21 protein-coding genes and 2 pseudogenes are annotated in these 23482 nt (G+C 72.1%); 10 read left to right on the top strand and 13 right to left on the bottom strand.

Annotation, left to right across the window (positions count from 1 at the left end):
- Window positions 1-133: 133 nt before the first annotated feature.
- Window positions 134-1999, top strand: a complete 1866-nt coding sequence (locus ACZ5CW_RS17955) for a sulfatase-like hydrolase/transferase (protein WP_468602278.1) — start codon at window positions 134-136, stop codon at window positions 1997-1999.
- Between the two features lie 2 nt (window positions 2000-2001).
- On the opposite strand, the gene dusB is transcribed toward ACZ5CW_RS17955, so the two are convergent.
- Window positions 2002-3135 carry a tRNA dihydrouridine synthase DusB gene (gene dusB, locus ACZ5CW_RS17950; protein WP_468602276.1) on the bottom strand — a complete coding sequence of 378 codons (1134 nt, stop codon included), beginning with the start codon at window positions 3133-3135 and terminating at the stop codon, window positions 2002-2004.
- Between the two features lie 184 nt (window positions 3136-3319).
- Between dusB and ACZ5CW_RS17945 the strand changes: the two genes are divergently transcribed.
- Window positions 3320-4771: an MFS transporter gene (locus ACZ5CW_RS17945; RefSeq protein ID WP_468602274.1), complete on the top strand. Its 1452-nt coding sequence runs from the start codon at window positions 3320-3322 to the stop codon at window positions 4769-4771.
- A gap of 119 nt (window positions 4772-4890) precedes the next feature.
- On the opposite strand, the gene ACZ5CW_RS17940 is transcribed toward ACZ5CW_RS17945, so the two are convergent.
- Entirely contained in the window at window positions 4891-5211 is a 321-nt protein-coding gene (locus ACZ5CW_RS17940) for an MmyB family transcriptional regulator (RefSeq protein WP_468602571.1), read from the bottom strand.
- Window positions 5212-5254: 43 nt separating this feature from the next.
- On the opposite strand from ACZ5CW_RS17940, the pseudogene ACZ5CW_RS17935 reads away from it, so the two are divergent.
- A pseudogene (locus ACZ5CW_RS17935) lies at window positions 5255-5782 on the top strand (MFS transporter); the annotation flags it as partial.
- Window positions 5783-5908: 126 nt separating this feature from the next.
- Here the strand turns inward: ACZ5CW_RS17935 and ACZ5CW_RS17930 are convergent.
- Complete coding sequence (locus ACZ5CW_RS17930; RefSeq protein WP_468602272.1) at window positions 5909-6505, bottom strand: TetR/AcrR family transcriptional regulator; 597 nt, start codon at window positions 6503-6505, stop codon at window positions 5909-5911.
- Between the two features lie 26 nt (window positions 6506-6531).
- Entirely contained in the window at window positions 6532-7542 is a 1011-nt protein-coding gene (locus ACZ5CW_RS17925) for an aldo/keto reductase (protein ID WP_468602270.1), read from the bottom strand.
- A gap of 177 nt (window positions 7543-7719) precedes the next feature.
- On the opposite strand from ACZ5CW_RS17925, the gene ACZ5CW_RS17920 reads away from it, so the two are divergent.
- The gene (locus ACZ5CW_RS17920) at window positions 7720-8772 is read left to right on the top strand and encodes a chitinase (protein ID WP_468602268.1); all 1053 of its coding nucleotides are present in this window, start codon (window positions 7720-7722) and stop codon (window positions 8770-8772) included.
- Between the two features lie 83 nt (window positions 8773-8855).
- Here the strand turns inward: ACZ5CW_RS17920 and ACZ5CW_RS17915 are convergent, their stop codons facing one another.
- Window positions 8856-10238, bottom strand: coding sequence for a glycine--tRNA ligase (locus tag ACZ5CW_RS17915; protein WP_468602266.1), 1383 nt, complete (start codon window positions 10236-10238; stop codon window positions 8856-8858).
- 162 nt (window positions 10239-10400) lie between these two features.
- Between ACZ5CW_RS17915 and ACZ5CW_RS17910 the strand changes: the two genes are divergently transcribed.
- The 4 genes from ACZ5CW_RS17910 to ACZ5CW_RS17895 all read left to right on the top strand — a co-directional run bounded on the left by ACZ5CW_RS17910 (window position 10401) and on the right by ACZ5CW_RS17895 (window position 13580).
- The gene (locus ACZ5CW_RS17910; RefSeq protein WP_468602264.1) at window positions 10401-11360 is read left to right on the top strand and encodes a metal ABC transporter substrate-binding protein; all 960 of its coding nucleotides are present in this window, start codon (window positions 10401-10403) and stop codon (window positions 11358-11360) included.
- Window positions 11361-11380: 20 nt separating this feature from the next.
- Window positions 11381-12148 carry a metal ABC transporter ATP-binding protein gene (locus ACZ5CW_RS17905; RefSeq protein WP_468602262.1) on the top strand — a complete coding sequence of 256 codons (768 nt, stop codon included), beginning with the start codon at window positions 11381-11383 and terminating at the stop codon, window positions 12146-12148.
- Window positions 12148-13050, top strand: coding sequence for a metal ABC transporter permease (locus ACZ5CW_RS17900; RefSeq protein WP_468602259.1), 903 nt, complete (start codon window positions 12148-12150; stop codon window positions 13048-13050). The genes ACZ5CW_RS17905 and ACZ5CW_RS17900 overlap by 1 nt, the downstream gene beginning before the upstream one ends.
- A 119-nt stretch (window positions 13051-13169) precedes the next feature.
- Window positions 13170-13580: a Fur family transcriptional regulator gene (locus ACZ5CW_RS17895; protein WP_468602257.1), complete on the top strand. Its 411-nt coding sequence runs from the start codon at window positions 13170-13172 to the stop codon at window positions 13578-13580.
- A 70-nt stretch (window positions 13581-13650) separates the two neighbouring features.
- Here the strand turns inward: ACZ5CW_RS17895 and ACZ5CW_RS17890 are convergent, their stop codons facing one another.
- From ACZ5CW_RS17890 to ACZ5CW_RS17880, 3 genes are all read right to left on the bottom strand, one after another.
- Window positions 13651-14499 carry an isoprenyl transferase gene (locus tag ACZ5CW_RS17890; RefSeq protein WP_468602255.1) on the bottom strand — a complete coding sequence of 283 codons (849 nt, stop codon included), beginning with the start codon at window positions 14497-14499 and terminating at the stop codon, window positions 13651-13653.
- Between the two features lie 36 nt (window positions 14500-14535).
- Window positions 14536-15285: a DNA repair protein RecO gene (gene recO / locus ACZ5CW_RS17885; protein WP_468602253.1), complete on the bottom strand. Its 750-nt coding sequence runs from the start codon at window positions 15283-15285 to the stop codon at window positions 14536-14538.
- Window positions 15286-15352: 67 nt separating this feature from the next.
- Window positions 15353-15568: a hypothetical protein gene (locus tag ACZ5CW_RS17880; RefSeq protein WP_468602251.1), complete on the bottom strand. Its 216-nt coding sequence runs from the start codon at window positions 15566-15568 to the stop codon at window positions 15353-15355.
- 354 nt (window positions 15569-15922) lie between these two features.
- Between ACZ5CW_RS17880 and ACZ5CW_RS17875 the strand changes: the two are divergent.
- Window positions 15923-16090 (top strand): annotated as a pseudogene (locus ACZ5CW_RS17875) (peptide ABC transporter ATP-binding protein); the annotation flags it as partial.
- Window positions 16091-17017 carry a dihydrodipicolinate synthase family protein gene (locus tag ACZ5CW_RS17870; RefSeq protein ID WP_468602249.1) on the top strand — a complete coding sequence of 309 codons (927 nt, stop codon included), beginning with the start codon at window positions 16091-16093 and terminating at the stop codon, window positions 17015-17017.
- 14 nt (window positions 17018-17031) lie between these two features.
- Here the strand turns inward: ACZ5CW_RS17870 and ACZ5CW_RS17865 are convergent, their stop codons facing one another.
- The 5 genes from ACZ5CW_RS17865 to ACZ5CW_RS17845 form a co-directional block, all read right to left on the bottom strand.
- Window positions 17032-18210: a sialidase family protein gene (locus ACZ5CW_RS17865; RefSeq protein WP_468602247.1), complete on the bottom strand. Its 1179-nt coding sequence runs from the start codon at window positions 18208-18210 to the stop codon at window positions 17032-17034.
- Window positions 18207-18872: a response regulator gene (locus ACZ5CW_RS17860; RefSeq protein ID WP_468602245.1), complete on the bottom strand. Its 666-nt coding sequence runs from the start codon at window positions 18870-18872 to the stop codon at window positions 18207-18209. Before ACZ5CW_RS17860 ends, ACZ5CW_RS17865 begins: the two co-directional genes overlap by 4 nt.
- Window positions 18869-20062, bottom strand: coding sequence for a sensor histidine kinase (locus ACZ5CW_RS17855; RefSeq protein WP_468602243.1), 1194 nt, complete (start codon window positions 20060-20062; stop codon window positions 18869-18871). The genes ACZ5CW_RS17860 and ACZ5CW_RS17855 overlap by 4 nt, the downstream gene beginning before the upstream one ends.
- A gap of 312 nt (window positions 20063-20374) precedes the next feature.
- Complete coding sequence (locus ACZ5CW_RS17850) at window positions 20375-22468, bottom strand: MMPL family transporter (RefSeq protein ID WP_468602240.1); 2094 nt, start codon at window positions 22466-22468, stop codon at window positions 20375-20377.
- Window positions 22469-22641: 173 nt separating this feature from the next.
- Entirely contained in the window at window positions 22642-23337 is a 696-nt protein-coding gene (locus ACZ5CW_RS17845) for a TerB family tellurite resistance protein (protein WP_468602238.1), read from the bottom strand.
- Between the last annotated feature and the right edge of the window lie 145 nt (window positions 23338-23482).

The following is a 23482-nucleotide window of genomic DNA, read 5'->3' as shown; positions in this document are numbered from 1 at the left end:
GCCGCCGGCACCGTGGAGTCCCCGCGCCTGCCGGGGCGCGGGTTTGCCGGGTGTTTGCCGTGTGCTGTGAACAGGGACCGGGGAGCGGCCGTACGAGAGGGCGTCACAGGTCTCGCAGGGAAAGGCCTTCGGGTTGTCTCAGTACACGAGCACGCGCCGGCCGCCGGGTACGGCCGGGGAGGCCGCGGGTGCCGCGGAAGGCGCCGAGCCGTCGGCGTCCGAGGCTCCGGCGCCCGAGGCTACGGCGTCCGAGGCGCCGGAGACCGCCCCAGAGGAGACCCCCGCGGCCGCTGCCCGTTCCTTCCGCCGGCCGTGGACCGTCTGGTCCGCCTGGACGCGGCGCTGGCGGGAGCGGTACCCGTCGGCGGCACGGGCGCTGTCCGTCACGGTCACCGTGCTCGCCGCCGGGCTCGTCGTCGCCGCGCTCGTGCTGCCGAACAGCGTCGTGGGGCTCGGACCGGCCAAGTTCGCGCGCATACCGGGGGAAGCGGTCATCGGGGCCGCCGTGCTGCTCGCGCTGCCGCGCCGGCCCCGGGTGGTGCTGGCGGCGGTGTCCGGGGTGGCGCTCGGGGCCATGACGGTGCTGAACCTGCTCGACATGGGCTTCAACCAGTACCTCGGCCGCAACTTCAACGTCGTCCTCGACTGGAGTCTGTTCGGTGACGCCGAGTCGTACCTGGAGGACTCCCTCGGCCGCTCCGCCACCCTCGCCGCCGTGGCCGGCGTGATCGCCCTCGTCCTGCTCCTCTTCGTCCTGCTGGCGCTCTCCACGGTCCGGCTGAGCAATCTGCTCGCCCGGCACACCGGCACCGCGACCCGGGGCACGCTGATCGCCGGGGTCGTCTGGATCACCTGCTCCTCGCTCGGGCTGCAGATATCCGGCGTGCCGATCGCGTCCGACCGCACGGCCACCTCGGTGAAGGCGCAGGCCCGGCGGATCTCGGACACCCTCGCGGACGAGGCGGAGTTCCGTAAGGTGGCCCGGGTCGACGCGTTCGGGAACACCCCGGGCAGCCAGCTGGTCCCGGATCTGCGCGGCAAGGACATGATCTTCACGTTCATCGAGAGCTACGGCCGCAGCGCGATCGAGGACCCGATCATGGCGCCCGGCGTGGACCGGACGCTCGAGGTCCGCACCAAGGCGCTGGCCAAGGCCGGTTTCCACGCCAAGAGCGGCTGGCTGACCTCGGCGACCTACGGCGGCAGCAGCTGGCTCGGCCACTCCACCACGATGTCGGGCCTGTGGATCAGCAACCAGCAGCGCTACCGCACCGTCATGGCCAGCGACCACCTCAGTCTGACGGAGGCGTTCCAGAAGACCGGCGCGTTCGACACGGTCGGGGTCATGCCGGGCGTGCAGAAGGGGTGGCCGGAGCAGAAGTGGTACGGCCTCGACAAGGTCTACAACGCCTTCCAGCTCGGCTACCAGGGGCCGAAGTTCAGCTGGTCGACCATGCCGGACCAGTACGCGCTCCAGCAGTACCAGGAGCGGGTGCACAGCAAGCAGCCGGCCGCGGGCAAGTCGCGGATGTCGCTGCTCATCCTGACCTCCAGCCACCAGCCCTGGGCTCCGATCCCGAAGATGGTCGGCTGGGACGAACTGGGCGACGGCTCGGTCTTCAAGGACATCCAGGCGGCGGGCGACAAGCCGGCCGACGTCATCGCCGACACCAGCAGGTCCCGCCAGGAGTACGGCAAGTCGATCGAGTACTCGGTGACCGCGCTCACCCAGTGGCTGGAGCGCTACGGCGACGACGACACCGTCCTGGTGTTCCTGGGCGACCACCAGCCCATCGCCCGGGTCAGCGGCAACCACGCCAGCCGTGACGTCCCGGTCTCCGTCGTCGCGAAGGACCCCGAGGTCCTGGACAAGATCGCCGACTGGAACTGGACGGACGGCCTGCGCCCCGCGCACGACGCCCCGGTCTGGAAGATGAGTTCCTTCCGGGACCGCTTCCTGACGGCGTACGGCTCGACCCCCCACCCGAAGACGGGCTGAGGTCAGCCGCCGGAGGTGTCGAGTTCGGCGTCCTCGCCGACGCCCGCGCAGTCGTAGGGGTCCTTCAGCCAGCCGTCCGGCAGGACGACACGGTTGTTGCCGGACGTACGGCCCCGGGGCCCGTCCGCACCGGCCGGCCACGGCTGATCGAGGTCCAGCTCGTCGAGCCCGGCCCGCAGTTCCTCGAGCGAGGACGTGATCGCGAGGCGCTTGCGCATCTCGGAGCCGACCGCGAAGCCCTTCAGGTACCAGGCGACGTGCTTGCGGAAGTCGACGACGCCCTTGGACTCGTCGCCGATCCACTCCCCGAGCAGGGTGGCGTGCCGCACCATGACGTCGGCCACCTCGCGCAGGGGGGGACGGGCGACGTCGTCGGGGCGGCCCTCGAACGCCGCCACCAGGTCCGCGAACAGCCACGGCCGCCCCAGACACCCGCGCCCCACGACCACCCCGTCGCAGCCCGTCTCCCGCACCATCCGCAGCGCGTCCTGCGCGCACCAGATGTCGCCGTTGCCGAGGACGGGGATCTCCGGGACGTGCTCCTTCAGGCGCGCGATGGCGTCCCAGTCGGCGGTGCCGCCGTAGTGCTGGGCGGCCGTACGGCCGTGCAGCGCGATCGCGGTGACGCCCTCCTCGACGGCGATCCGGCCGGCGTCGAGGTAGGTGATGTGATCGTCGTCGATGCCCTTGCGCATCTTCATGGTCACCGGCAGGTCACCCGCGCCGGCCACCGCCTCGCGCAGGATCGCCCGCAGCAGGTTCCGCTTGAACGGGAGGGCGGAGCCGCCGCCCTTCCGCGTGACCTTCGGGACGGGGCAGCCGAAGTTCAGGTCGATGTGGTCGGCGAGGCCCTCCTCCGCGATCATGCGGACGGCCTTGCCGACGGTCGCCGGGTCGACGCCGTACAGCTGGATCGAGCGCGGCTTCTCGGACGCGTCGAAGCGGATCAGCTGCATGGTCTTCTCGTTGCGCTCGACCAGCGCCCGGGTCGTGATCATCTCGCTCACGAACAGGCCCTTGCCGCCGCTGAACTCCCTGCACAGGGTGCGGAAGGGCGCGTTGGTGATCCCCGCCATGGGTGCGAGCACGACGGGCGGCGCCACGGCGTGCGGGCCGATGGAGAGCGGGTGGGTCATCGCGGGACTCCGGGACGGATGTGCGGCACAGGGCAAGCACCCATTGTCCCTCACCCCGCGCCGCACTCGTCCGCCGGTTCCGCCGGCCCGGAAACGGACGCATCGGGCGGCTCGTCGCACCACAGAAGATGATGTATGGCTCATTAGTTAGCCGCACTATCGAAATGGGCGTACGATGCCCAGCATGCACGACTCGAGCCACCGTCGACGCCTGCTCGTGCTCGCGATCTGCTGCATGAGCCTGCTGATCGTGAGCCTCGACAACACCGTGCTGAACGTGGCGCTGCCCTCGCTGCAGCGCGACCTGCACGCCGACACCTCCGGCCTGCAGTGGACCATCGACGCCTACACGCTCGTCCTGGCCTCGCTGCTGATGCTCGCGGGCTCGACGGCCGACCGCCTCGGCCGCAGGAAGGTCTTCATGGCAGGCCTGGTGGTCTTCTCCATCGGCTCCCTGCTCTGCTCCCTGGCACCCAGCCTGGAACTGCTCATCGTGTTCCGCATGGTCCAGGCGGTGGGCGGCTCGATGCTCAACCCGGTCGCGATGTCGATCATCACCAACACCTTCACGGACTCCCGGGAGCGCGCCCGCGCGATCGGCGTGTGGGGTGCGGTGGTCGGCATCTCGATGGCGGCCGGACCGCTGGTCGGCGGCCTGCTCGTGCAGTCGGTCAGCTGGCGTTCGATCTTCTGGATCAACCTGCCGGTCGGCCTCGCCGCCCTCCTCCTCACCCTCCGCTTCGTCCCCGAGTCCCGCGCGCCCCGGGGCCGCCGCCCCGATCCGGTCGGCCAGCTCCTGGTGATCGTCCTGTTCGGCTCGCTGACCTACGCGATCATCGAGGCGCCGGACGCGGGCCTGGGCACGACGGCCCCCTTCGCCGCGATCGCTCTCGCGGCCCTGGCGGCCCTCCTGTGGTACGAGCCTCGCCGCGCCGAACCCCTCATCGACCTGCACTTCTTCCGCTCCGCGCCGTTCAGCGGGGCGACCGTGATCGCGGTCAGCGCCTTCGCCGCGCTGGGCGGCTTCCTCTTCCTGTCCACCCTGTACCTGCAGAACGTGCGCGGCCTCGACGCCCTGCACGCGGGCCTGTGGATGCTGCCGATGGCCGCCCCGACGTTCCTGTGCGCACCGCTGTCCGGCCGCCTGGTCGGCAGCCGGGGCCCGCGGCTGCCGCTCCTGGTGGCGGGTACGGCGATGACGGTGAGCGGCTTCCTGTTCGCGGTCTTCGAGGCGGAGACGGCGAACACCACCCTCCTCATCGGATACGTCCTTTTCGGCATCGGCTTCGGGTTCGTGAACGCGCCGATCACCAACACGGCGGTGTCGGGCATGCCGCGTGCCCAGGCCGGAGTCGCCGCCGCCGTCGCCTCCACCAGCAGGCAGCTGGGCCAGACGCTCGGTGTCGCGGTGGTCGGCGCCGTCCTGGCCTCCGGCGTCGGCTCGTCCTCCTACCGGCACCTGTTCGTCTCGGCGGCCCGCCCCGGCTGGTGGATCCTCACCGCCTGCGGCCTGGCGGTGCTCGTCCTCGGTCTGCTCACCACCGGCCGCTGGGCCCGCCGCACGGCCGAACGGACGGCCGAGCAGCTCCGGTCGCCCGAGGTGCGCCAGGTCGTGGGGGCGTCGGGCCGCACCTGACCGGGCAGGGGCCCCTACGCGGGAGCCGGTCGGTCCCCGCGTGCGATCTCGTGCAGCCTCTCCAGCCGCTCGCGGGTCTCCTCGTTGTGCGGGGTGTACGTCAGCATGCGGGCGCCCTGTTAGGGGCCGAGCCACAGGTCGGTGTGGACCAGGGTGAGGTGGCCGACGTAGGGGTTGAGGAACTCCTTGGTCTTGGAGCGGGTGCCGACCACCTCGTAGCGCTGCCAGTTCTCACGGAACACCGGGGACTCCTCCAGCCGCCCGAGGAGCATCTTCCAGGCGGGCTCGCCGAGATGACCGGCCAGGGAGGCACGCAGCCGCGCGGCCATCAGGCGCTGGGACTCCTCCAGGTGGACGACCGCCGCCCGCCACTCCTTGTTGGTGTGCACGAGGAAGATGCAGTTGCGGTCCTCGGGCGGGATGGCGTCCAGGTCGCCCAGCAGGCGGCCGTAGGTGCGGTTGTAGGCGAGGATGTCGTACCGGCTGCTCGTGATCGCGCTGGCCCTGCAGCGGGGCGCCGGGCTGGGTCCGGTGCCGGCCGGGCTCGCGCTCGCGCCGATGGCCGTGGCGTTCCTGTTCGTCTCCCTCGCCGGACCGCGGCTGATCGCGCGCTACGGCACCCAGGTGGTCACCGCGGGGGCCGTCGTGCAGGGCGTGGGCGTGCTGCTGCTCGTGCTCACCGCCTGGCGGGACTGGCCGCATCTGGGCTTCGGCTCGCTGCTGCCGGGCGCGACCGTGGCCGGTGCCGGACAGGCGCTGCAGCTGCCCAACGTGCTGCGGATCGTGATGTCCGAGGTGCCGCCCGCGCGGGCCGGTGTCGGCAGCGGTGTGATGGTCACCACCCAGCAGTCCGCGCTCGCCCTGGGCGTGGCCACGCTCGGCACCCTGTTCCTCACCCTCGTGCCCCATCTGGGCATGCGGAACGCCCTGATCACCACGTTGCTGGTGCAGTTGGCCGGGGTCGTGCTGGCCGGCCTGCTCAGCCTGCGCCTGCCCCGCGAGGTCGGCTGAGCCGAGGGCACGGCCCGGACGGCCCGGTGCTCGGGCCGCCCTGTCGATGCCGGTCCGGCGGCACCCTCCTTGCCGTCGGGTCGCCGGACGCGGGGAGGGGAGGCGTCGTGCCAGGGGGCGGCGCCGTCATCGTGCGGGCGAGCCGAGCCCGCGTATCAGGAGGTCCACGACGGCCGTGAACTCCTCCTCGACGCCGGGGGCGGTCCACTCGCGGGCGTAGCAGGGGTCGTGGAAGCGGCCGGTGGCCTGGAAGACGGCCCGGGCCGTGGCGGCCGGGTCGGGCACCGAGAAGGCGCCCGACTCGGCCCCGGCCGCGATGACGCGGGTCAGCTGTGCGGTCAGGTCGGCGATGTGCTCGCCGACGACCGTGCCGTTCTCGCCGGTCAGCACCGTGTAGGTGGCGAACAGTTCGGGGTCGTCGCCCGCCTTGTGCCGCTTGGCCTCGAACAGGGCCGCGAGCCAGGCCCGCAGCCGCTCCTCGGGGCTGCCGTCGTCGCCGGCGATCCCGGCGAGCCGCTCGGAGGTGCGGTCCAGCCAGCGCTTGGTGACGGCCTCCCGCAGCGCCGCCTTGGTCCGGAAGTGCCGGTAGACGCTGCCGTGGCTGACGCCGAGCGCGCGGGCCACGTCGACCACGGTGGCCTTGGCCGGGCCGTGGCGGCGCAGCACTTCCTCGGTCGCTTCGAGGATGCGCTCGGCGGTCAGGGTCTCGCTGGTCGGTGCCATGCTCTAGACCGTACCGGGCGGCGGGCTCAGCGCTCGCTGTCGAGGTGTGCCATCTGCGCGGTCGGGTAGCGGTCGCCGGCCGCGGCGTCCGCCGGGACGGCCTCCTCGATCGCCGCCAGGTCGGCCGCGTCCAGGGTCACTTCGAGCGCGCCCAGCGACTCGGCCAGCCGCTCGCGGGTGCGGGCGCCGACCAGCGGCACGATGTCCTCGCCGCGGGAGAGCACCCAGGCGATGGCGGTCTGGGCGACCGTCACGCCCTTCTGCTCGGCGATCTTGCGCAGGGCGTCGACGAGGTTCAGGTTGTGCTGGAGGTTGTCGCCCTGGAAGCGGGGCGAGTGGGCGCGGAAGTCGTTCGCGGTCAGCTGCCGGTCGCGGGAGAAGTGGCCGGAGATCAGCCCCCGGGAGAGCACGCCGTAGGCGGTGATGCCGATGCCCAGCTCGCGGGTGGTGGGCAGGATCTCCTGCTCGATGCCGCGCGAGATGAGCGAGTACTCGATCTGCAGGTCGGCGATCGGGGCGGTGGCGGCGGCCCGGCGGACGGTCTCGGCGCCGACCTCGCTGAGGCCGATGTGCCGGACGTGTCCCTTCTCGATCAGCTCGGCGATCGCGCCGACGGTCTCCTCGATCGGCACGTCCGGGTCGAGGCGGGCGATCCGGTAGACGTCGATGTGGTCGACGCCGAGCCGCTGCAGCGAGTAGGCGGCGAAGTTCTTCACGGCGGCGGGGCGGCCGTCGTAGCCGGTCCAGTTGCCGTCGGGGTCGCGCAGGGCGCCGAACTTCACGCTGAGCCGGGCCTGTTCGCGGCGGGCCGGCGGGGCGCTGCGCAGGGCCTCGCCGATGAGCATCTCGTTGTGCCCCATGGCGTAGAAGTCGCCGGTGTCCAGCAAGGTCACGCCCGCCTCCAGGGCGGCGTGGACGGTCGCGACGGACTCCGCGCGGTCGACGTCGCCGTACAGGGCGGACATGCCCATGCAGCCGAGGCCGAGGGCGGAGACCTGGGGGCCGGTGGTTCCGAGGGTTCGGGTTCGCATCGTCATGGCTCCACCCTGCCATGACAGCTGACAGATTTCAATATCTGTCATTCCATCTTTGTGACCCACCCGTGGAGATCTGGTCCAGACCTATTGACGAAAGGTCTGGACCACGCGCACTGTCATAGCGCCGAACTGTCATGCCTACGACACCTCACCGCACCCCCACCGGGAGGCCCCCGCATGCTCCGACGCACGCTGCGACTGCTCACCGCCGCCGTCACCACGGCCGTCCTCGCCCCGCTCGCGATCGCCACCGCGCCCACCGCGTCCGCCGCCGACACCTGCGCGGTGAAGTCGCGGCCGGCCGGCAAGGTGCTCCAGGGCTACTGGGAGAACTGGGACGGCGCCGCCAACGGCGTCCATCCGCCCTTCGGCTGGACCCCGATCACCGACTCCCGCATCCCCGCACACGGCTACAACGTGATCAACGCCGCCTTCCCGGTGATCCGTTCGGACGGCACGGCGCTGTGGGAGGACGGCATGGACTCCGGCGTGAAGGTGGCCACGCCCGCCGAGATGTGCCAGGCCAAGGCGTCCGGCCAGACGATCCTTCTCTCCATCGGCGGCGCGGCGGCGGGCATCGACCTGTCGTCCTCGGCCGTGGCCGACCGCTTCGTGGCGACGATCGTGCCGATCCTGAAGAAGTACAACTTCGACGGCATCGACATCGACATCGAGACGGGGCTGGTGGGCAGCGGGAACATCAACCAGCTCTCCGCCTCCCAGGCCAACCTGATCCGCATCATCGACGGGATCCTCGGGCAGATGCCGTCCAACTTCGGCCTGACGATGGCCCCCGAGACGGCCTACGTCACCGGCGGCAGCGTCACCTACGGCTCGATCTGGGGCGCGTACCTGCCGATCGTCAAGAAGTACGCCGACAACGGCCGCCTGTGGTGGCTGAACATGCAGTACTACAACGGCAGCATGTACGGCTGCTCCGGCGACTCCTACTCGGCGGGCACCGTGCAGGGCTTCACCGCCCAGACCGACTGCCTGAACAAGGGCCTGGTGGTGCAGGGCACCACGGTCAAGGTGCCGTACGACAAGCAGGTCCCGGGCCTGCCCGCCCAGCCGGGCGCGGGCGGCGGTTACATGTCACCCTCGCTGGTCTCCCAGGCCTGGAGGCACTACGGCACCTCACTGAAGGGCCTGATGACCTGGTCGGTCAACTGGGACGGCTCGAAGAACTGGACCTTCGGCGACAACGTGCGGACGCTGCAGGGCCGTTGAACCGACCGGGGTGAACGCAAAAGGCCCACCCGCCCGGCCGACACAGTCGGATGGGCGGGTGGGCGATCAGTGCGACGCCGGCCTCAGCAGCCCAGAAGGCGCTGGGCCAGGTAGCCCTCGATCTGGTCCAGCGACACGCGCTCCTGCTTCATCGAGTCACGCTCACGCACGGTGACGGCGTTGTCCTCGAGGGTGTCGAAGTCGACGGTCACGCAGTACGGCGTACCGATCTCGTCCTGGCGGCGGTAACGCCGGCCGATCGCGCCGGCGTCGTCGAACTCGATGTTCCAGTTCTGCCGCAGCGCCTGGGCCAGACCCTTCGCCTTCGGGGACAGCTCGGGGTTGCGCGACAGCGGAAGGACAGCCACCTTCACCGGGGCCAGACGGTGGTCCAGCCGCAGCACGGTCCGCTTCTCCATCTTGCCCTTGGCGTTCGGCGCCTCGTCCTCGACGTAGGCGTCGAGGAGGAAGGCCAGCATGGTGCGGCCGACACCGGCCGCGGGCTCGATGACGTACGGAGTCCAGCGCTCGCCGGCCTCCTGGTCGAAGTAGGACAGGTCCTGGCCGGAGGCCTTGGAGTGCGCGCCGAGGTCGTAGTCGGTGCGGTTGGCGACGCCCTCCAGCTCGCCCCACTCGCTGCCGCCGAACTGGAAGCGGTACTCGATGTCGGCGGTCCGCTTGGAGTAGTGGGAGAGCTTCTCCTTCGGGTGGTCGTACCAGCGCATGTTCTCAGTGCGCAGGCCCAGGCCGGTGTACCAGTTCCAGCGCTGCTCCATCCAGTACTCGTGCCACTGCTCGTCCTCGCCCGGCTTGACGAAGAACTCCATCTCCATCTGCTCGAACTCGCGGGTACGGAAGATGAAGTTGCCGGGCGTGATCTCGTTGCGGAACGACTTGCCCATCTGGGCGATGCCGAACGGCGGCTTGCGGCGCGAGGTGGTCTGCACCTGGGCGAAGTTGGTGAAGATGCCCTGGGCGGTCTCGGGGCGCAGGTAGGCGACGGAGCCGGAGTCCTGCGTGGGGCCGAGGTGGGTGGAGAGCAGACCGGAGAACTGCTTGGGCTCGGTGAACTGGCCCTTGTTGCCGCAGTTCGGGCAGTTGATGTCGGCCAGACCGTTCGCCGGGGCGTGGCCCTTCTTCTCCTCGTACGCCTCCTCGAGGTGGTCGGCGCGGAACCGCTTGTGACACGAGGTGCACTCGGTCAGCGGGTCCGTGAAGGTGGCGACGTGGCCGGATGCGACCCAGACCTCGGAGGCCAGGATGACGGACGAGTCGATACCGACCACGTCCTCGCGCGACGTCACCATGTAGCGCCACCACTGGCGCTTGATGTTCTCCTTGAGCTCGACACCCAGCGGTCCGTAGTCCCAGGCGGCACGCTGTCCGCCGTAGATCTCACTGCACGGGAAAACGAAGCCACGGCGCTTGCTCAGGCTGACGATGGTGTCGATCTTGTCGGCGGCCACGGTGCTCTCTTCATTACGACGACGGGCGTTGAAGCGAGATGCTTCCAGCGAATGATTCAGGTTACCGGCGCAGGCTCCCCCTCGGCCAAATCGGCCCCCCGTCTCCGGCCCCTCGACCAGGCTTGTTGACAACGGTTTCCATGTTTGTTGAAAATGACTGTCATGAACGTACGACGACGCCTCATACCCGTGGCCGCGGCGACCGCGGTCACCGCCCTCGGGCTCGGCTCCCTCACCGCCTGCTCCAGTGACTCCGCCGCAGCGGCCGCCACCGGCAAGTTCGACGTCGTCGCGTCGTTCTACCCGATGACCTTCCTGGCCGAGCAGATCGGCGGGGACCACGTCCACGTCACCACGCTCACCTCCCCCGGCCAGGAACCGCACGACCTGGAGATCAGCCCGCAGCAGATCGCCGGGCTCGAGCAGTCCGAGGCCGTCCTGTACCTGAAGAACCTCCAGCCCTCCGTCGACGACGCGGTGGCCCAGTCCCCGGTCAGGACCAAGATCGACGCGGCCTCCCTGACCACGCTGGAGGAGCACGGCAACGAGGTCGGCGGCCACGCGGCCGAGCACGACGCCCACGAGGGCGAGGAGTCCGGCGGCAAGGACCCGCACCTGTGGCTCGACCCGGTGCGCTACGCCCAGGTCGCCGAGGGCGTCGGCAAGGCCTTCGAGAAGGCCGACCCGGACCACGCGGCCGACTACAGGAAGAACACCGCCGCCCTGGTGAAGAAGCTGCACGGCCTGGACACGCGGTTCAAGGACGGGCTCGCGCACACTAGGACCAAGGTCTTCGTCACCACGCACGCCGCCTTCGGCTACCTGGCCGAGCGCTACGGCCTCACCGAGGAGGCCATCAGCGGCCTCGATCCCGAGTCCGAGCCCAGCGCCGCACGTGTGAAGGACCTGGAGAAGATGGCCGAGGCCGACGGAGTCAGCACCGTCTTCTACGAGACGCTCGTCAGCGACAAGACGGCGAAGACCATCGCGAACGACGCGGACCTGCGCACGGACGTCCTCGACCCGATCGAGGGCATCACGAAGAAGTCCCGGGGCACCGACTACTTCTCGGTCCAGGAAGCCAACCTCAAGGCGCTCCAGCAGGCCCTGGGCGCCAAGTGACCGGCACGGAGGACGACACCATGGACGAGCCCGTCATAGCGATGCGCGGGGTGCGGGCGGAACTGGGCTCGCGCCCGGTGCTGCGCGGCATCGACCTCACCGTGCGCGTCGGCGAGGTGGTCGCGCTGCTCGGCGCCAACGGCTCCGGCAAGTCGACGGCGGTACGCAGCGTCATCGGCCAGGTGCCGGTGAGCGCGGGCACGATCGAGCTGTTCGGCACCCCGCGCCGCGGCTTCCGGGACTGGGCGCGCGTGGGATACGTACCGCAGCGCACCACGGCGGCGGGCGGCGTCCCCGCCACGGTGACCGAGATCGTCTCCTCGGGCCGCCTGGCCCGCACCCGTTTCGGCGTCTTCCGCAAGGCGGACCGTGAGGCCGTCCACCGCGCCCTGGAGCTGGTCGGCATGGCGGACCGGGCCAAGGACTCGGTGACCGCGCTCTCCGGCGGCCAGCACCAGCGGGTGCTGATCGCCCGTGCCCTGGTCGCCGAGCCCGAGCTGCTGATCATGGACGAGCCGATGGCGGGCGTCGACCTGGCCAGCCAGGAGGTGCTCGCCCGCACGCTCCGGGAGCAGGTCGCGGCCGGTACGACGGTCCTGCTCGTCCTGCACGAACTGGGTCCGCTGGAGCCGCTGATCGACCGGGCCGTCGTCCTGCGCGACGGCTGCGTCGTGCACGACGGCCCGCCCCCCGAGGCCCTGGGCCAGCACGCCCTGCCCGGCCACGACCACGTACACCCGCACGCACCCGCGGGCGCCGAACCGATCCGCACGGGACTGCTGAGCTGATGGACTTCCTGAACTACGCCTTCATGCAGCGGGCGCTCGTCGCGGCCGTCCTGGTCGGCATCACCGCGCCCGCGATCGGCATCTACCTCGTCCAGCGCCGTCAGCCCCTGATGGGCGACGGCATCGGGCACGTGGCGATGACCGGCGTCGGCCTCGGCTTCCTGCTGAACGCCTCGCCGGTGTGGATGGCCACGGCCGTCTCCGCGCTCGGCTCGGTCCTGATGGAGCTGATCCGCTGGTACGGCAGGACACGCGGCGACATCGCCCTGGCGATGCTCTTCTACGGCGGCATGGCCGGCGGCGTGATGTTCGTCAACCTCGCGCCGGGCGGCTCCAACGCCAATCTGACGTCGTACCTGTTCGGCTCGCTGTCGACGGTCGCCCCCTCGGACGTGACCGCGATCGTGGTCCTCGCCGCGTTCGTGATGCTCGTGACCCTCGGGCTGCGCCGCCAGCTGTTCGCGGTCAGCCAGGACGAGGAGTTCGCGCGGGTCACCGGGCTGCCCGTACGCGCCCTGAACCTGCTCACCGCCGTCACGGCGGCGGTCACGGTGACCGTCGCCATGCGGGTGGTCGGCCTGATCCTGGTCTCCGCGCTCATGGTCGTACCGGTCGCCGCCGCGCAGCAGCTCACCCGCAGCTTCGCCGCGACCTTCGCGATCGCCGTCGCCCTCGGAGTGACCGTGTCGATCGGCGGCACGGTGACCTCGTTCTACCAGGACGTTCCGCCGGGCGCGACGATCGTGCTGCTGACCATCGGCGCGTTCGTCGCCCTCACCGCCCTGGCCACCCCGCTGGCCCGCCGACGCGCCCGTGCGGCAGCCGCGGCACAGCCCGCCGGGGACCCGGCGGAGTGCTCGATTCCGGCCACCCGGGCAGCGGGGGACGAGGTCGGCGTCTGACCGCGCCCTGCCCGGGCTGGCACAATGGCCCGGGCAGACGCCAGACGTGGGCCCGCGCGCCGAAGGGGCACCGGCACAGAGCCCCCCTGAGGCGAGCGAGCCACCAGAAGGAGGAACCGGTGACGACCGCTGGACCGCCCGTGAAGGGCCGCGCGACCCGACAGCGGGCAGCCGTGGCGGCGGCCCTGGACGAGGTCGACGAGTTCCGCAGCGCGCAGGAACTGCACGACATGCTCAAGCACAAGGGCGACTCGGTCGGCCTGACCACGGTCTACCGCACCCTCCAGTCCCTCGCCGACGCCGGCGAGGTCGACGTCCTGCGCACCTCCGACGGCGAGTCCGTCTACCGCCGCTGCTCCAGCGGCGAACACCACCACCACCTGGTCTGCCGCTCCTGCGGCAAGGCGGTCGAGGTCGAGGGCCCGGCCGTGGAGAAGTGGGCGGAGGCGATCGCCGCGGAGCACGGGTACGTGAACGTGGCGCACACGGTGGAGATCTTCGGCACGTGCGCGGAGTGCGCCGCGGCCTGAGCCGTCGCCCCCCGGGCCGTCGCCCCCGGCCCGCGACGCCGCTGCGGCCGCGGGCACCGGGGCGGCCGGCTCAGGCGTCCGGCCTGCCCTTCATGGCCGCTTCCATCGCGAGGAGTTCCTCGTTCGGGACGGCGCCGCCGAACCGGCGGTCGCGGGAGGCGAACTCCATGCAGGCCCGCCACAGGTCGCGCCGGTCGAAGTCGGGCCACAGCACGTCCTGGAAGACCATCTCGGCGTACGCGCTCTGCCACAGCAGGTAGTTGGAGGTGCGCTGCTCACCGCTCGGCCGCAGGAACAGGTCGACGTCCGGCATGTCCGGGTAGTACAGGTACTTCGCGAGGGTCTTCTCGTTGACCTTGGACGGGTCGAGACGGCCCGCCTTCACGTCCTCGGCGAGGGCCTGCGCCGCATCCGCGATCTCCGCCCGGCCGCCGTAGTTCATGCAGAAGTACAGCGTCAGCAGGTCGTTGCCCTTGGTCTGCTCCTGGGCGACCTGCAGTTCCTTGGCGACCGACTTCCACAGCTTGGGCATGCGGCCCACCCAGCGCACCCGGATGCCGAGTTCGTCGAGCTGGTCGCGGGTCTTGCGGATGAAGTCGCGGTTGAAGTTCATCAGGAAGCGGACCTCGTCGGGCGAACGCTTCCAGTTCTCGGTGGAGAAGGCGTACAGCGAGATGTTGCGCACGCCGACCTCGATGGAGCCCTGGAGGACGTCGAGCACCCGCTCGGCGCCCACCTTGTGCCCCTCGGTCCGGGGCAGTCCGCGCTCCTTGGCCCAGCGGCCGTTGCCGTCCATGACGATCGCCACGTGGTTCGGGACCAGCTCGCCGGGGAGCTTCGGCGCACGGGCACCCGACGGGTGCGGCTCCGGCGCCTTGTACTCGCGCCGCTGGCGCCCGAGGATCCCGCGTACCACCATGTGCTTCTCGTCTCCCTCTGCGATCTACGGGTTTCGCTACGACTTCTCGACGTACCGGAGCGAGCGCAGTCCGCGCTCCAGATGCCAGTGCAGGTAGGCGGACACCAGCCCGCTGCCCTCCCGGACGTACCGCGGCTCGCACGCGTCCGCCGTCCCCCAGTCTCCCGTAAGCAGCGCCCCGAGCAGTACCAGGGTCTGCGGGGACGGTACGACACTGCCGGGCACGCGGCAGTCGACGCAGACGGAGCCGCCGGAGGCGACCGAGAAGAAGCGGTTGGGGCCGGGCATGCCGCACTTCGCGCAGTCGCCGAAGCTGGGGGCGTAGCCGTTGACGGCGAGGGAGCGCAGCAGGAAGGCGTCGAGGACGAGGTGCGGCGCGTGCTCACCCCGGGCGAGCGTCCGCAGCGCTCCCACCAGCAGCAGGTACTGCTGCACGGCGGGCTCGCCCTCATGGTCGGTGAACCGCTCGGCGGTCTCCAGCATGGCCGTGCCGGCGGTGTAGCGGGCGTAGTCGGTGACGATCCCGCCACCGTAGGGAGCGATGGTCTCGCTCTGCGTGCACAGCGGGAGCCCGCGCCCGACCAGCTCGCTCCCCCGCGAGAAGAACTGCACGTCCACGTGGGAGAAGGGCTCCAGCCGGGCCCCGAACTTCGACTTGGTCCGCCGCACGCCCCGGGCCACGGCCCGCACCCGCCCGTGACCGCGCGTGAGCAGCGTGATGATCCGGTCCGCCTCGCCCAGCTTCTGGGTGCGCAGCACGATGCCGTCGTCGCGGAACAGAGTCATGGACCCATTCTCGCCCATGGCGGCAGCGTCCAGGGGCGAGAGCGCCCAGGGCGGGCCCGGCACGGTTTCAGGGCACCTCGCCCCGGCTGCGGGCGTTGGCGTACGCCGTCTCCGCGCTGAGCCGCTCGGCGGGGGTCGCCTTCCGCACGGCACCGGGCTCGGCGTCCCACTCCCTGCCTCCGCCGTACGGTCTCAGCTGGACGTAGGGACCCTCGTGCCCCATGACGATCCCGACCCGCCCGGTACCGGTGTCCACGACGTGAGTGCCGATGGGCGGCTTCATCGCGGCACCCCCGCCGGGGCCGCCGCGAGCCGCCGCGCGGTCTCCACGGAGCATCGCCGGATTCCGCTCTTTTCCAGAGCCGACCGCAATTCCTCCAACGTCTCCTCCGCCTCCTCGACCCACAACGCCGAATGTGTGGTCCGTCACGCCGTCACCGTGCTCCCCTTCCTTTTCGAGTTTCACGCTTCGCACACCCGGAGTGACGCTCCGCCTCTACACTCGGCAGGAGTCTGCGCCCTACAAGTACGAGGTATTCCAAGGGGGTTGACTATCGGGTCTTCGTTTCCGGTCCTTATATCGGACTGTTCGAGCAGGCCATTCAGGTGTCGCCCCTTGACCGCCCCCGGAGGCCCTCCTCACAGCGGCTGCCCGTTCCGCACCCGCTGCCGGAAGGCCGACGGGGTGTGCGCCGAGGCGATGCCGGACTTCTCGGCCGCGTCACTGCCCGGACACCGCTACCGCTGTCACCATCCTGTGGAGGAGGACCAGCCGACCCGCGACCCAGCACGCCAGGAGCCCTGAATGACCTTCCCCGCCCCGCTCTCCGGTGTCGTCCCGCCCGTCTGCACGCCCCTGACACCGGAGCGCGAGGTGGACGTGCGCTCGCTGCTCCGGCTGGTCGACCATCTGGTGGAGGCCGGGGTGCACGGGCTGTTCCTGCTCGGCTCGACCTCGGAGGCGGCGTTCCTGACGGACCGGCAGCGCAGGCAGGTGGTGGAGGCGGTGACGGCGCACGTGGGGGGTCAGTTGCCCGTCCTGGCGGGCGCCATCGACATGACCACCCCGCGCGTCCTGGAGCACGTCAGGTCCGTCACCGCGGCCGGCGCGCAGGCCGTCGTCGTCACCGCCCCCTTCTACGCCCGCACCCACCGCGCGGAGATCGTCCACCACTACCGCCGGACCGCGGCCGCGAGCCAGGTTCCGGTCATCGCCTACGACATCCCCGTGGCCGTGCACAGCAAGCTCCCCGCCGACCTGGTGCTGGGACTCGCCGGGGACGGCGTCCTGGCCGGGATCAAGGACTCCAGCGGCGACCTGGCGGCCTTCCGGGCGATCGTCACGGGCGCCCGCGCGCACCCCGGGTTCAGCGTCCTGACCGGCTCCGAACTGATCGCCGACTCCGCCCTGGCGCTGGGCGCCGACGGGGCGGTACCGGGCCTGGCCAATGTCGACCCGCACGGTTACGTCCGCCTCTACCGCCTGTGCCGGGCGGGCGACTGGGAGGGTGCACGGGCCGAACAGGACCGGCTGTGCGCCCTGTTCGCCATCACCGGTGTCGGCGACCCGGCCCGCATGGGCCACAGCTCCTCGGCGCTGGGCGCGTTCAAGGCGGGACTGCACCTGCGCGGCGTCATCGACTGCCCGGTCACGGCCGAGCCCCAGGTCCCGCTGTCCGGCGACGAGACCGAGAAGATCGCCAAGCACCTGGCGGCGGCCGGGTTGCTCTAGGGCCTGGCGTCGCATCAGGTCAGGCTCACCCTCCGGAACTCGATGGTGTCGTAGGTGCCGGTGGTGCCGGTCTCGTAGAGGACGCCGACGGTGCCGGAGCCGAGTTGGACGAGGTCGGAGTAGGCGGCGCGCCGGGTGGAGAGGGTGCGCAGTCTGGTGAAGGTGCGGCCGGTGTCCGTGCTGGACCAGATCGTCATGGCGCGGCGGGCGGTCGGCACGGACGGGGCGGAGAGGAGCAGAGGCGCTTCGGGGCCGTGGAGCTGGAGGAGGCCGGCCTGGACCACCGGGACGTCGTTCAGGGTGGGCTGGACGGCGTAGGGGCGGTCGAGGGTCCGGCCGCCGTCGCCGGAGTAGGTGTCGAGGCGGTTGCCGGGAGCCCGGCCGTCCTGGTCCCGGGAGCTGAGGTAGAGGCGCCCGTCGGGGAGTTGTGCGGCGCTGGTCTCGTTGGCGTTGATCGTGCCGTCGTAGTCGGCGTCCACGAAGCCGAGCCGCCAGGTGCGGCCGCCGTCGTCGCTGTGGAGGGCGTGGCCGCCGTAGTACCTGGGTTCCCGGCCGGTGTCGGAGGAGCCGGCGGGCGGGGCGGCGGAGTGGTCGGCGGGGACGAGGAGGCGGCCGGCGTGGGGGCCCCGGGTGAGGGCGACGGCGTGGCCGGGGCCGGTCGCGTACCAGCGCCAGCCCGGCGGCTTGACCTCGGCGGTGATGTCCCGCGGGGGCGTGAAGTGGCGGCCGTCGTCCCAGCTGCGCTGCACGAACACCCGGCGCCCCTCGGCGGGCGTGACCTCGCCGCGCATGATCTGCGCCTCCGTCACGGAGCCGCTGTTGGCGCAGGTCACCAGGACGATCGCACCGGTACGCGGGTCGACGACCGGTGCCGGATTGCCTCGTGTGTGCCCTTCCCCCGCGGCCACCACCGCCGTCGGGCCCCAGGTGCAGCCGCCGTCGGTGGAGCGGCGCAGCACGACGTCGATGTCACCGGTGTCGCCCGCGCCGTCGCGCCGGCCCTCGGCGAAGGCGAGGACCGTGCCGTGCGGGGACTTCACCGTGGCGGGGATGCGGTAGGTGGCGTAGCCGCCCCGCCCGGACTCGTAGGGCACGGAGGAGACGCAGCCGGACGTGGCGTGCGCGGGCAGGGGGGCGGTGAGCGGGGCGAGGAGCGCGAGGGCGGTGAGGAGGGAGCGGCTCAGCGGTGTCACGCACCCATGTTCCCCGGAATCACCAGCCCCGACTCGTAGCCGACGATGACGAGCTGGGCCCGGTCGCGGGCGCCGAGTTTGCCCATGATCCGGCTGACGTGGGTCTTCGCGGTGAGCGGGCTCAGCGCCAACGCCTCGGCGATCTCGGTGTTGTTGAGGCCCCGGGCGACCAGCGTCAGCACCTGCCGCTCCCGGTCCGACAGACACTCGGGGCCGCCCGTCGCCGGCGCCGAGGGGCTGCGCAGGAACCGCTCGATCAGCCGTGCCGTGGGGCCCGGCGAGAGCAGCGCCTCGCCGGCGGCGATCGTGCGGATGGCGTCGAGGAGGTCGGCCGGACGGGTGTCCTTCACCAGGAAGCCGGAGGCTCCGGCGCGCAGGGCGTCGACGATGTTCTCGTCGGTGTCGTAGGTGGTGAGCACCAGCACCCTCACCCCGGCCAGGTCCTCGTCGGCGGCGATGAGCCGGGTGGCCTCGATGCCGTCCAGGCCGGGCATGCGGATGTCCATCAGCACCAGGTCGGCGCGTTCGGCGCGGGCCAGGTCGACGGCTTCGCGGCCGGTGGCCGCCTGGCCCACGACCTCCATGTCCGGCGCGGACTCCACGAGCATCGCGAACGCGGCCCGCACGAGGGTCTGGTCGTCGGCGAGCAGGACCCTGATCATCGTTCGTCCCCCAGCGGCAGCACGGCACGTACCTCGAAGCCCGCGTCGTCCGCGCGCGGTCCGGCCTCGACCGTGCCGCCGACGCTGCGGGCCCGCTCCCGCATGCCGACGAGCCCGAAGCCGGGCGGCCCGTCGTCGCCGCCGGCACCGCCGGTGCCGTCGTCGGTGACCCGGACCCGCAGGGCGCCGTCCCCCTCGTCCACACGCACCCGCACGGTGAGGTCGTCCCGGCCGCCGTGCCGGACGGCGTTGGTGAGCGCCTCCTGGACGATCCGGTAGGCGGCCGCGCCCACGGCGGGCGGTACCGCGGCGGCCTCCACCGTCAGGTCGACCTCGACGCCCGCCGTCTTCGCCAGGTCGGCGAGGCCGTGCAGGCCGGGCAGCGGGCCCCGGGCGTCCGGGGTTCCGGGGGCACGCAGCACCTCCAGGGTCGTACGCAGTTCCCCGCGGGCCGTGCGGCAGGTCTCGGCGATGTCGTCGAGGGAGCGGGCGACGGCCGCCCGGTCGAGACGGTCGGGGTCGGCGGCCAGGACGTGCGCGGCGACCGAGGTCTGCACGCCGATGAGGGTGATGCTGTGGGCGAGCAGGTCGTGCAGGTCGCGGGCGATGCGCAGGCGTTCCTCGGCGACCCGGCGGCGGGCCTCCTCCTCCCGGGTGCGCTCGGCGCGTTCGGCCCGCTCCAGTGCGGCGGCCGCGTTCTCGCGGTGGGCGCGGAGGTAGCCGCCGAGGACGAGCATGGAGACGATCCAGCCGGTGATCTGGAAGGTCACCGTCAGCCCGGCCATCCCGTGGTCGATCTTCAGGACGGCCATGAGCGCGACGACGGCACAGCCGATGAGGGCGGTGCGCCGGGGGCTGCCGCTGACCGCCACCGTGTAGAGGATCACCATGGAGGCGGCGGTCGGCGCGGAGTGGTTGTAGTCCAGCTGGTGGTAGGTGGCGATCAGCCCGATCATGATCGCCAGCACGGTCACCGGCGCCCGCCGGCGCCAGGCCAGCGGCACGTGCAGGCCTAGCAGGAGGACCCAGCCGAGGGCGTCCGGATGCCGGCCGCTGCCCACGGTGACGGCGACGAGGGAGGCCAGCGCGCCGAGTCCGGCGGCGAGGCACACGTCCTGCCGCAGGGAATCCAGGGGCACGAAGCCCCGCCGGGGCCGGACAGCGGTGATGGTTGCCTGCACGCTCTTCATCTTCCGGTAGACGGCCGCCCCCGCCCAGGGCGGGTCCGGACAGGGGGACCGGGCCGGAGAGTCCGGAGCCGGAGAGCGGCCCACAGGGCCAGGACACGGAGCCGGGGGCCACGGAGCGGAGGGCCACGGAGCCGGGGGCGCGGAGCCGGGGGCGGGCCGCAGGGCCGGGACACCGAGACCGGACCACGGGCCGGAGCCGGAGGCCGGGTCACCGAAGATCAAGCCACGGAGCCGGGGGCGGGTCGCCGGCGGCCGGGACGCGGAGCCGGAACCCGGGGCGCGGGTCGGCGTTCGCGGGGCCGTGGTCGGGGGTCAGGGCAGTGGTTCGGCGGGGAGTGGGTGGGTGGTGGGTTCCTCGGCTCGGTCGTGAGGGGGCCTGGACAGTCGTCCCGGCCACCACACGCGACGGCCCAGTGCCACGCTCGCGCTGGTCACCAGGTAGGTGCGGACGAGGAAGGTGTCGAGGAGGACGCCGACGGCGATGACGAAGCCCAGTTCGACCAGCTGGACGAGGCCCATGTTGGTCAGGACGGCGAAGGTGGCGGCGAGCACCAGTCCGGCGGAGGCGATGACCCCGCCGGTCGTGCGCAGCGCGGTCAGCACGGCCTGCGCCGGCTCGGTCCCCTTGAGGGACTCCTCCCGCATCCGGTGCATCAGGAAGATGCCGTAGTCGACGCCGAGGGCGACCAGGAACACGAAGGACAGCAGGCCGAGTCCGGGGTCGGTGCCGTGGAAGCCGAACAGCGGCCCGAAGACCAGCCCGCCCAGCCCCAGGGCCGCGCCCCACACGGCGACCACGGCGGCCACCAGGATCAGCGGGGCGACCAGGGAGCGCAGCAGGGCGACCAGGATCAGCAGCACGGAGACCAGGACGATGGGGACGACGACCAGCCGGTCACGGGCGTTGGTGTCGCGCAGGTCGAGCTGCTGGGCGCTGGGCCCGCCGACGTGGGAGCCGGGCAACCGGTGCCGCAGCGCCTCGATGGTGGCGGTCTCGGCGGCGGACTGCGGCGGCGCGGAAGCGGTCACCGTGATCTCGGTCCAGCCTCCGCCGGTACGGCCCTGCCGCGCGTCCGCCACTCCCCGGGTGTCCTTGACCGCGGCCAGGGCCGCGTCGGCACGCCCGGCCGGGGTGAGGATCTCGATGGGCTGCGCGGACCGCTCCGGGTATGCCTGGGCCACGGTCTCCATCGCGGTCACGGACTCGGGCCGGTCCACGAAGGCGTCCAGCTGCTTGAGGGGGCCGGGCAGGTTCAGCGCGCCCAGCGCGAGGGCGCCGAGCAGGGCGGCGCCGGAGGCGAGCACGGTCAGCGGGCGGCGCCCGGCCGAGGTGCCCATCGCCGCGAACAGGGAGCGGCGGGCCTGGGGCGTGCTGCCGTAGGCGGGTACGAGCGGCCAGAACACGCGGCGGCCGAGCAGGACCAGGACGGCCGGGAGCAGCGTCAGCATCGCGGCCAGCGCGCACAGCACGCCGACGGTGCCGAGCGGGCCCATGCCACGGCTGGAGTTGAGGTCGGCGGCGAGCAGGCAGAGCAGGCCCGCGGCGACCGTGCCGGAGGAGGCGAGGACGGCGGGCCCGCAGCCGCGCAGCGCGGCCCGCATGGCGTCGTACGGCCGCTCGTGGCGGCGGAGTTCCTCGCGGTGGCGGGAGACGAGGAGCAGGGCGTAGTCGGTGCCGGCGCCGAAGACGAGGATGGTCATGATGCCGGCGCTCTGGCCGGAGACGGTGGTGCCGAAGGCCTGGTTGAGGCCGTAGGCGGCCGCCCGGGCGAGGAAGTCGGAGAGGCCGGCGACGAGGAGCGGGACCAGCCACAGCAGCGGGCTGCGGTAGATGAGGATCAGCAGGACGGCGACCACGCCGACCGTGGTGTAGAGCAGGGGGCCGCCGAGGGAGGAGTAGACGCCGGAGGCGTCGGTGGCGAGGGCGGCCGGACCGCCGACCCGCACCGTCAACCCGCCCTCGGTGTGGGCGACTTCGCGGACGTCGTCCACGAACGCGTCGCGTTTCTCCTCGTCCGCGCCGGGCTCGTTGCTGGTGACCGGGTACATGAGGGTGGTGCCGTCGGCGGAGGGGACGCCCCGCGGGGTGCCGGTCAGGGCGTGCCGGTCGGCGACGGCCGCCACCTGTCCGGCCGCCGTGGCCCGGTCGGCCGCGGTGAGCCCGCCAGCGCGCCGGTAGACGAGGATCAGCTCGGTGGTCTCGCCGCCCGGCAGGCGGTCCTGCAACGCGGCGACCTGGGTGGAGTCGGCGGATGCCGGCAGGTAGTCGGTGGCTCGGTCGTGCTGGACGTCGGCGAGCCTGGCGGCGAACGGTGCCGCTCCTGCCAGCAGGACCACCCACAGTCCCACCACCAGCCACGGCAGCCCTCGCCGCCCCTGTGACGCCCGTGTTGTCGCGGCCCCCATGGAAACGGGCCTCCCCTCCGGAACGGTTGTCTGGATACGGCTTCCAGACTTCCGCCGGAAAGGGATGCGTTCGTCGGGCTCGGGGGCGAGTTCACGGGTACTGCCACGGGTGTCCGGGGTCCGCCGTTACTCCCCGGGGAGTAACGGGCGGGCGTACCGCGGGCGGGCGTGGGTCAGGACGGCGTGCGCGCCGCGGCCAGCAGCCGGGTCACGTCGTCGGCGCAGATGGTCAGGGCCGCGCCGATCGTGGTGAGGGCGTCGCGTTCGGCGGGGGTGTAGGGGCCGTCGGCGAGGGCGATGCGGGCGGCCTGCAGGAGCAGGGACTCGCGGCCGGCCGGGGCCAGGTGCGGGGCCAGCGGGTCCAGGGCCTCGTGCAGCTCTATGGTCAGGCTCGCGCCGCACGGCTGCTCGAAGACCCGGCCGGTGTCGGCGACGAGGGCCTCGACCAGGGCGGCCAGCTGGTCCTCGGTGCAGTCGTCGTAGCCGGCCCCGCGGACCGCGCCGGCGGCCGTCTCCAGGGCCGTACGGGAGCAGGTGCCGCCCGCGGCGAGCACGGCGAGGGCGACGGTGTGCACGGCGTCGCGGAGCAGCGCCGAGAAGCGGCGGGTGGTGGGGTGGTCGAGGGCCTCGGTGCCGAAGTGGTGGCGGCAGGACGCGCACTCCACGACCGGTCCGGTCACCCCGCGCGGCAGCAGGGGCACGCCGAGCAGGGTGAGGCGGCGGCGCCCGGTCAGCCGCTGGTAGTTGCGGTCGCCTCCGCAGCCGGGGCAGAAGAACTCGCCGTCTCCCGCGGGTGTCCAGGCGATGCGGGTGCCCAGGATGCGCGCAGCCCTGGCGGCACGGCCGTCTCGTCCCCGTACTGGCAGCACGTCGCACCTCCGTAACCACGCGGCAGCATCGCCGCGCTGGCGTGATGTTAGCCACATCCTGGACGCTGAGTCAGTACCTCGTACGAGACCTTTCCGTGACCTCGGAGGCACGATGGCTGATACACGACGGGGCCCTGACCGTCGT

The sequence above is a fragment of the Streptomyces sp. NPDC031379 genome, assembly GCF_055569615.1.
Note: the sequence above shows the minus strand (reverse complement) of the source record. Positions and strands in the feature narration are given on the sequence as shown.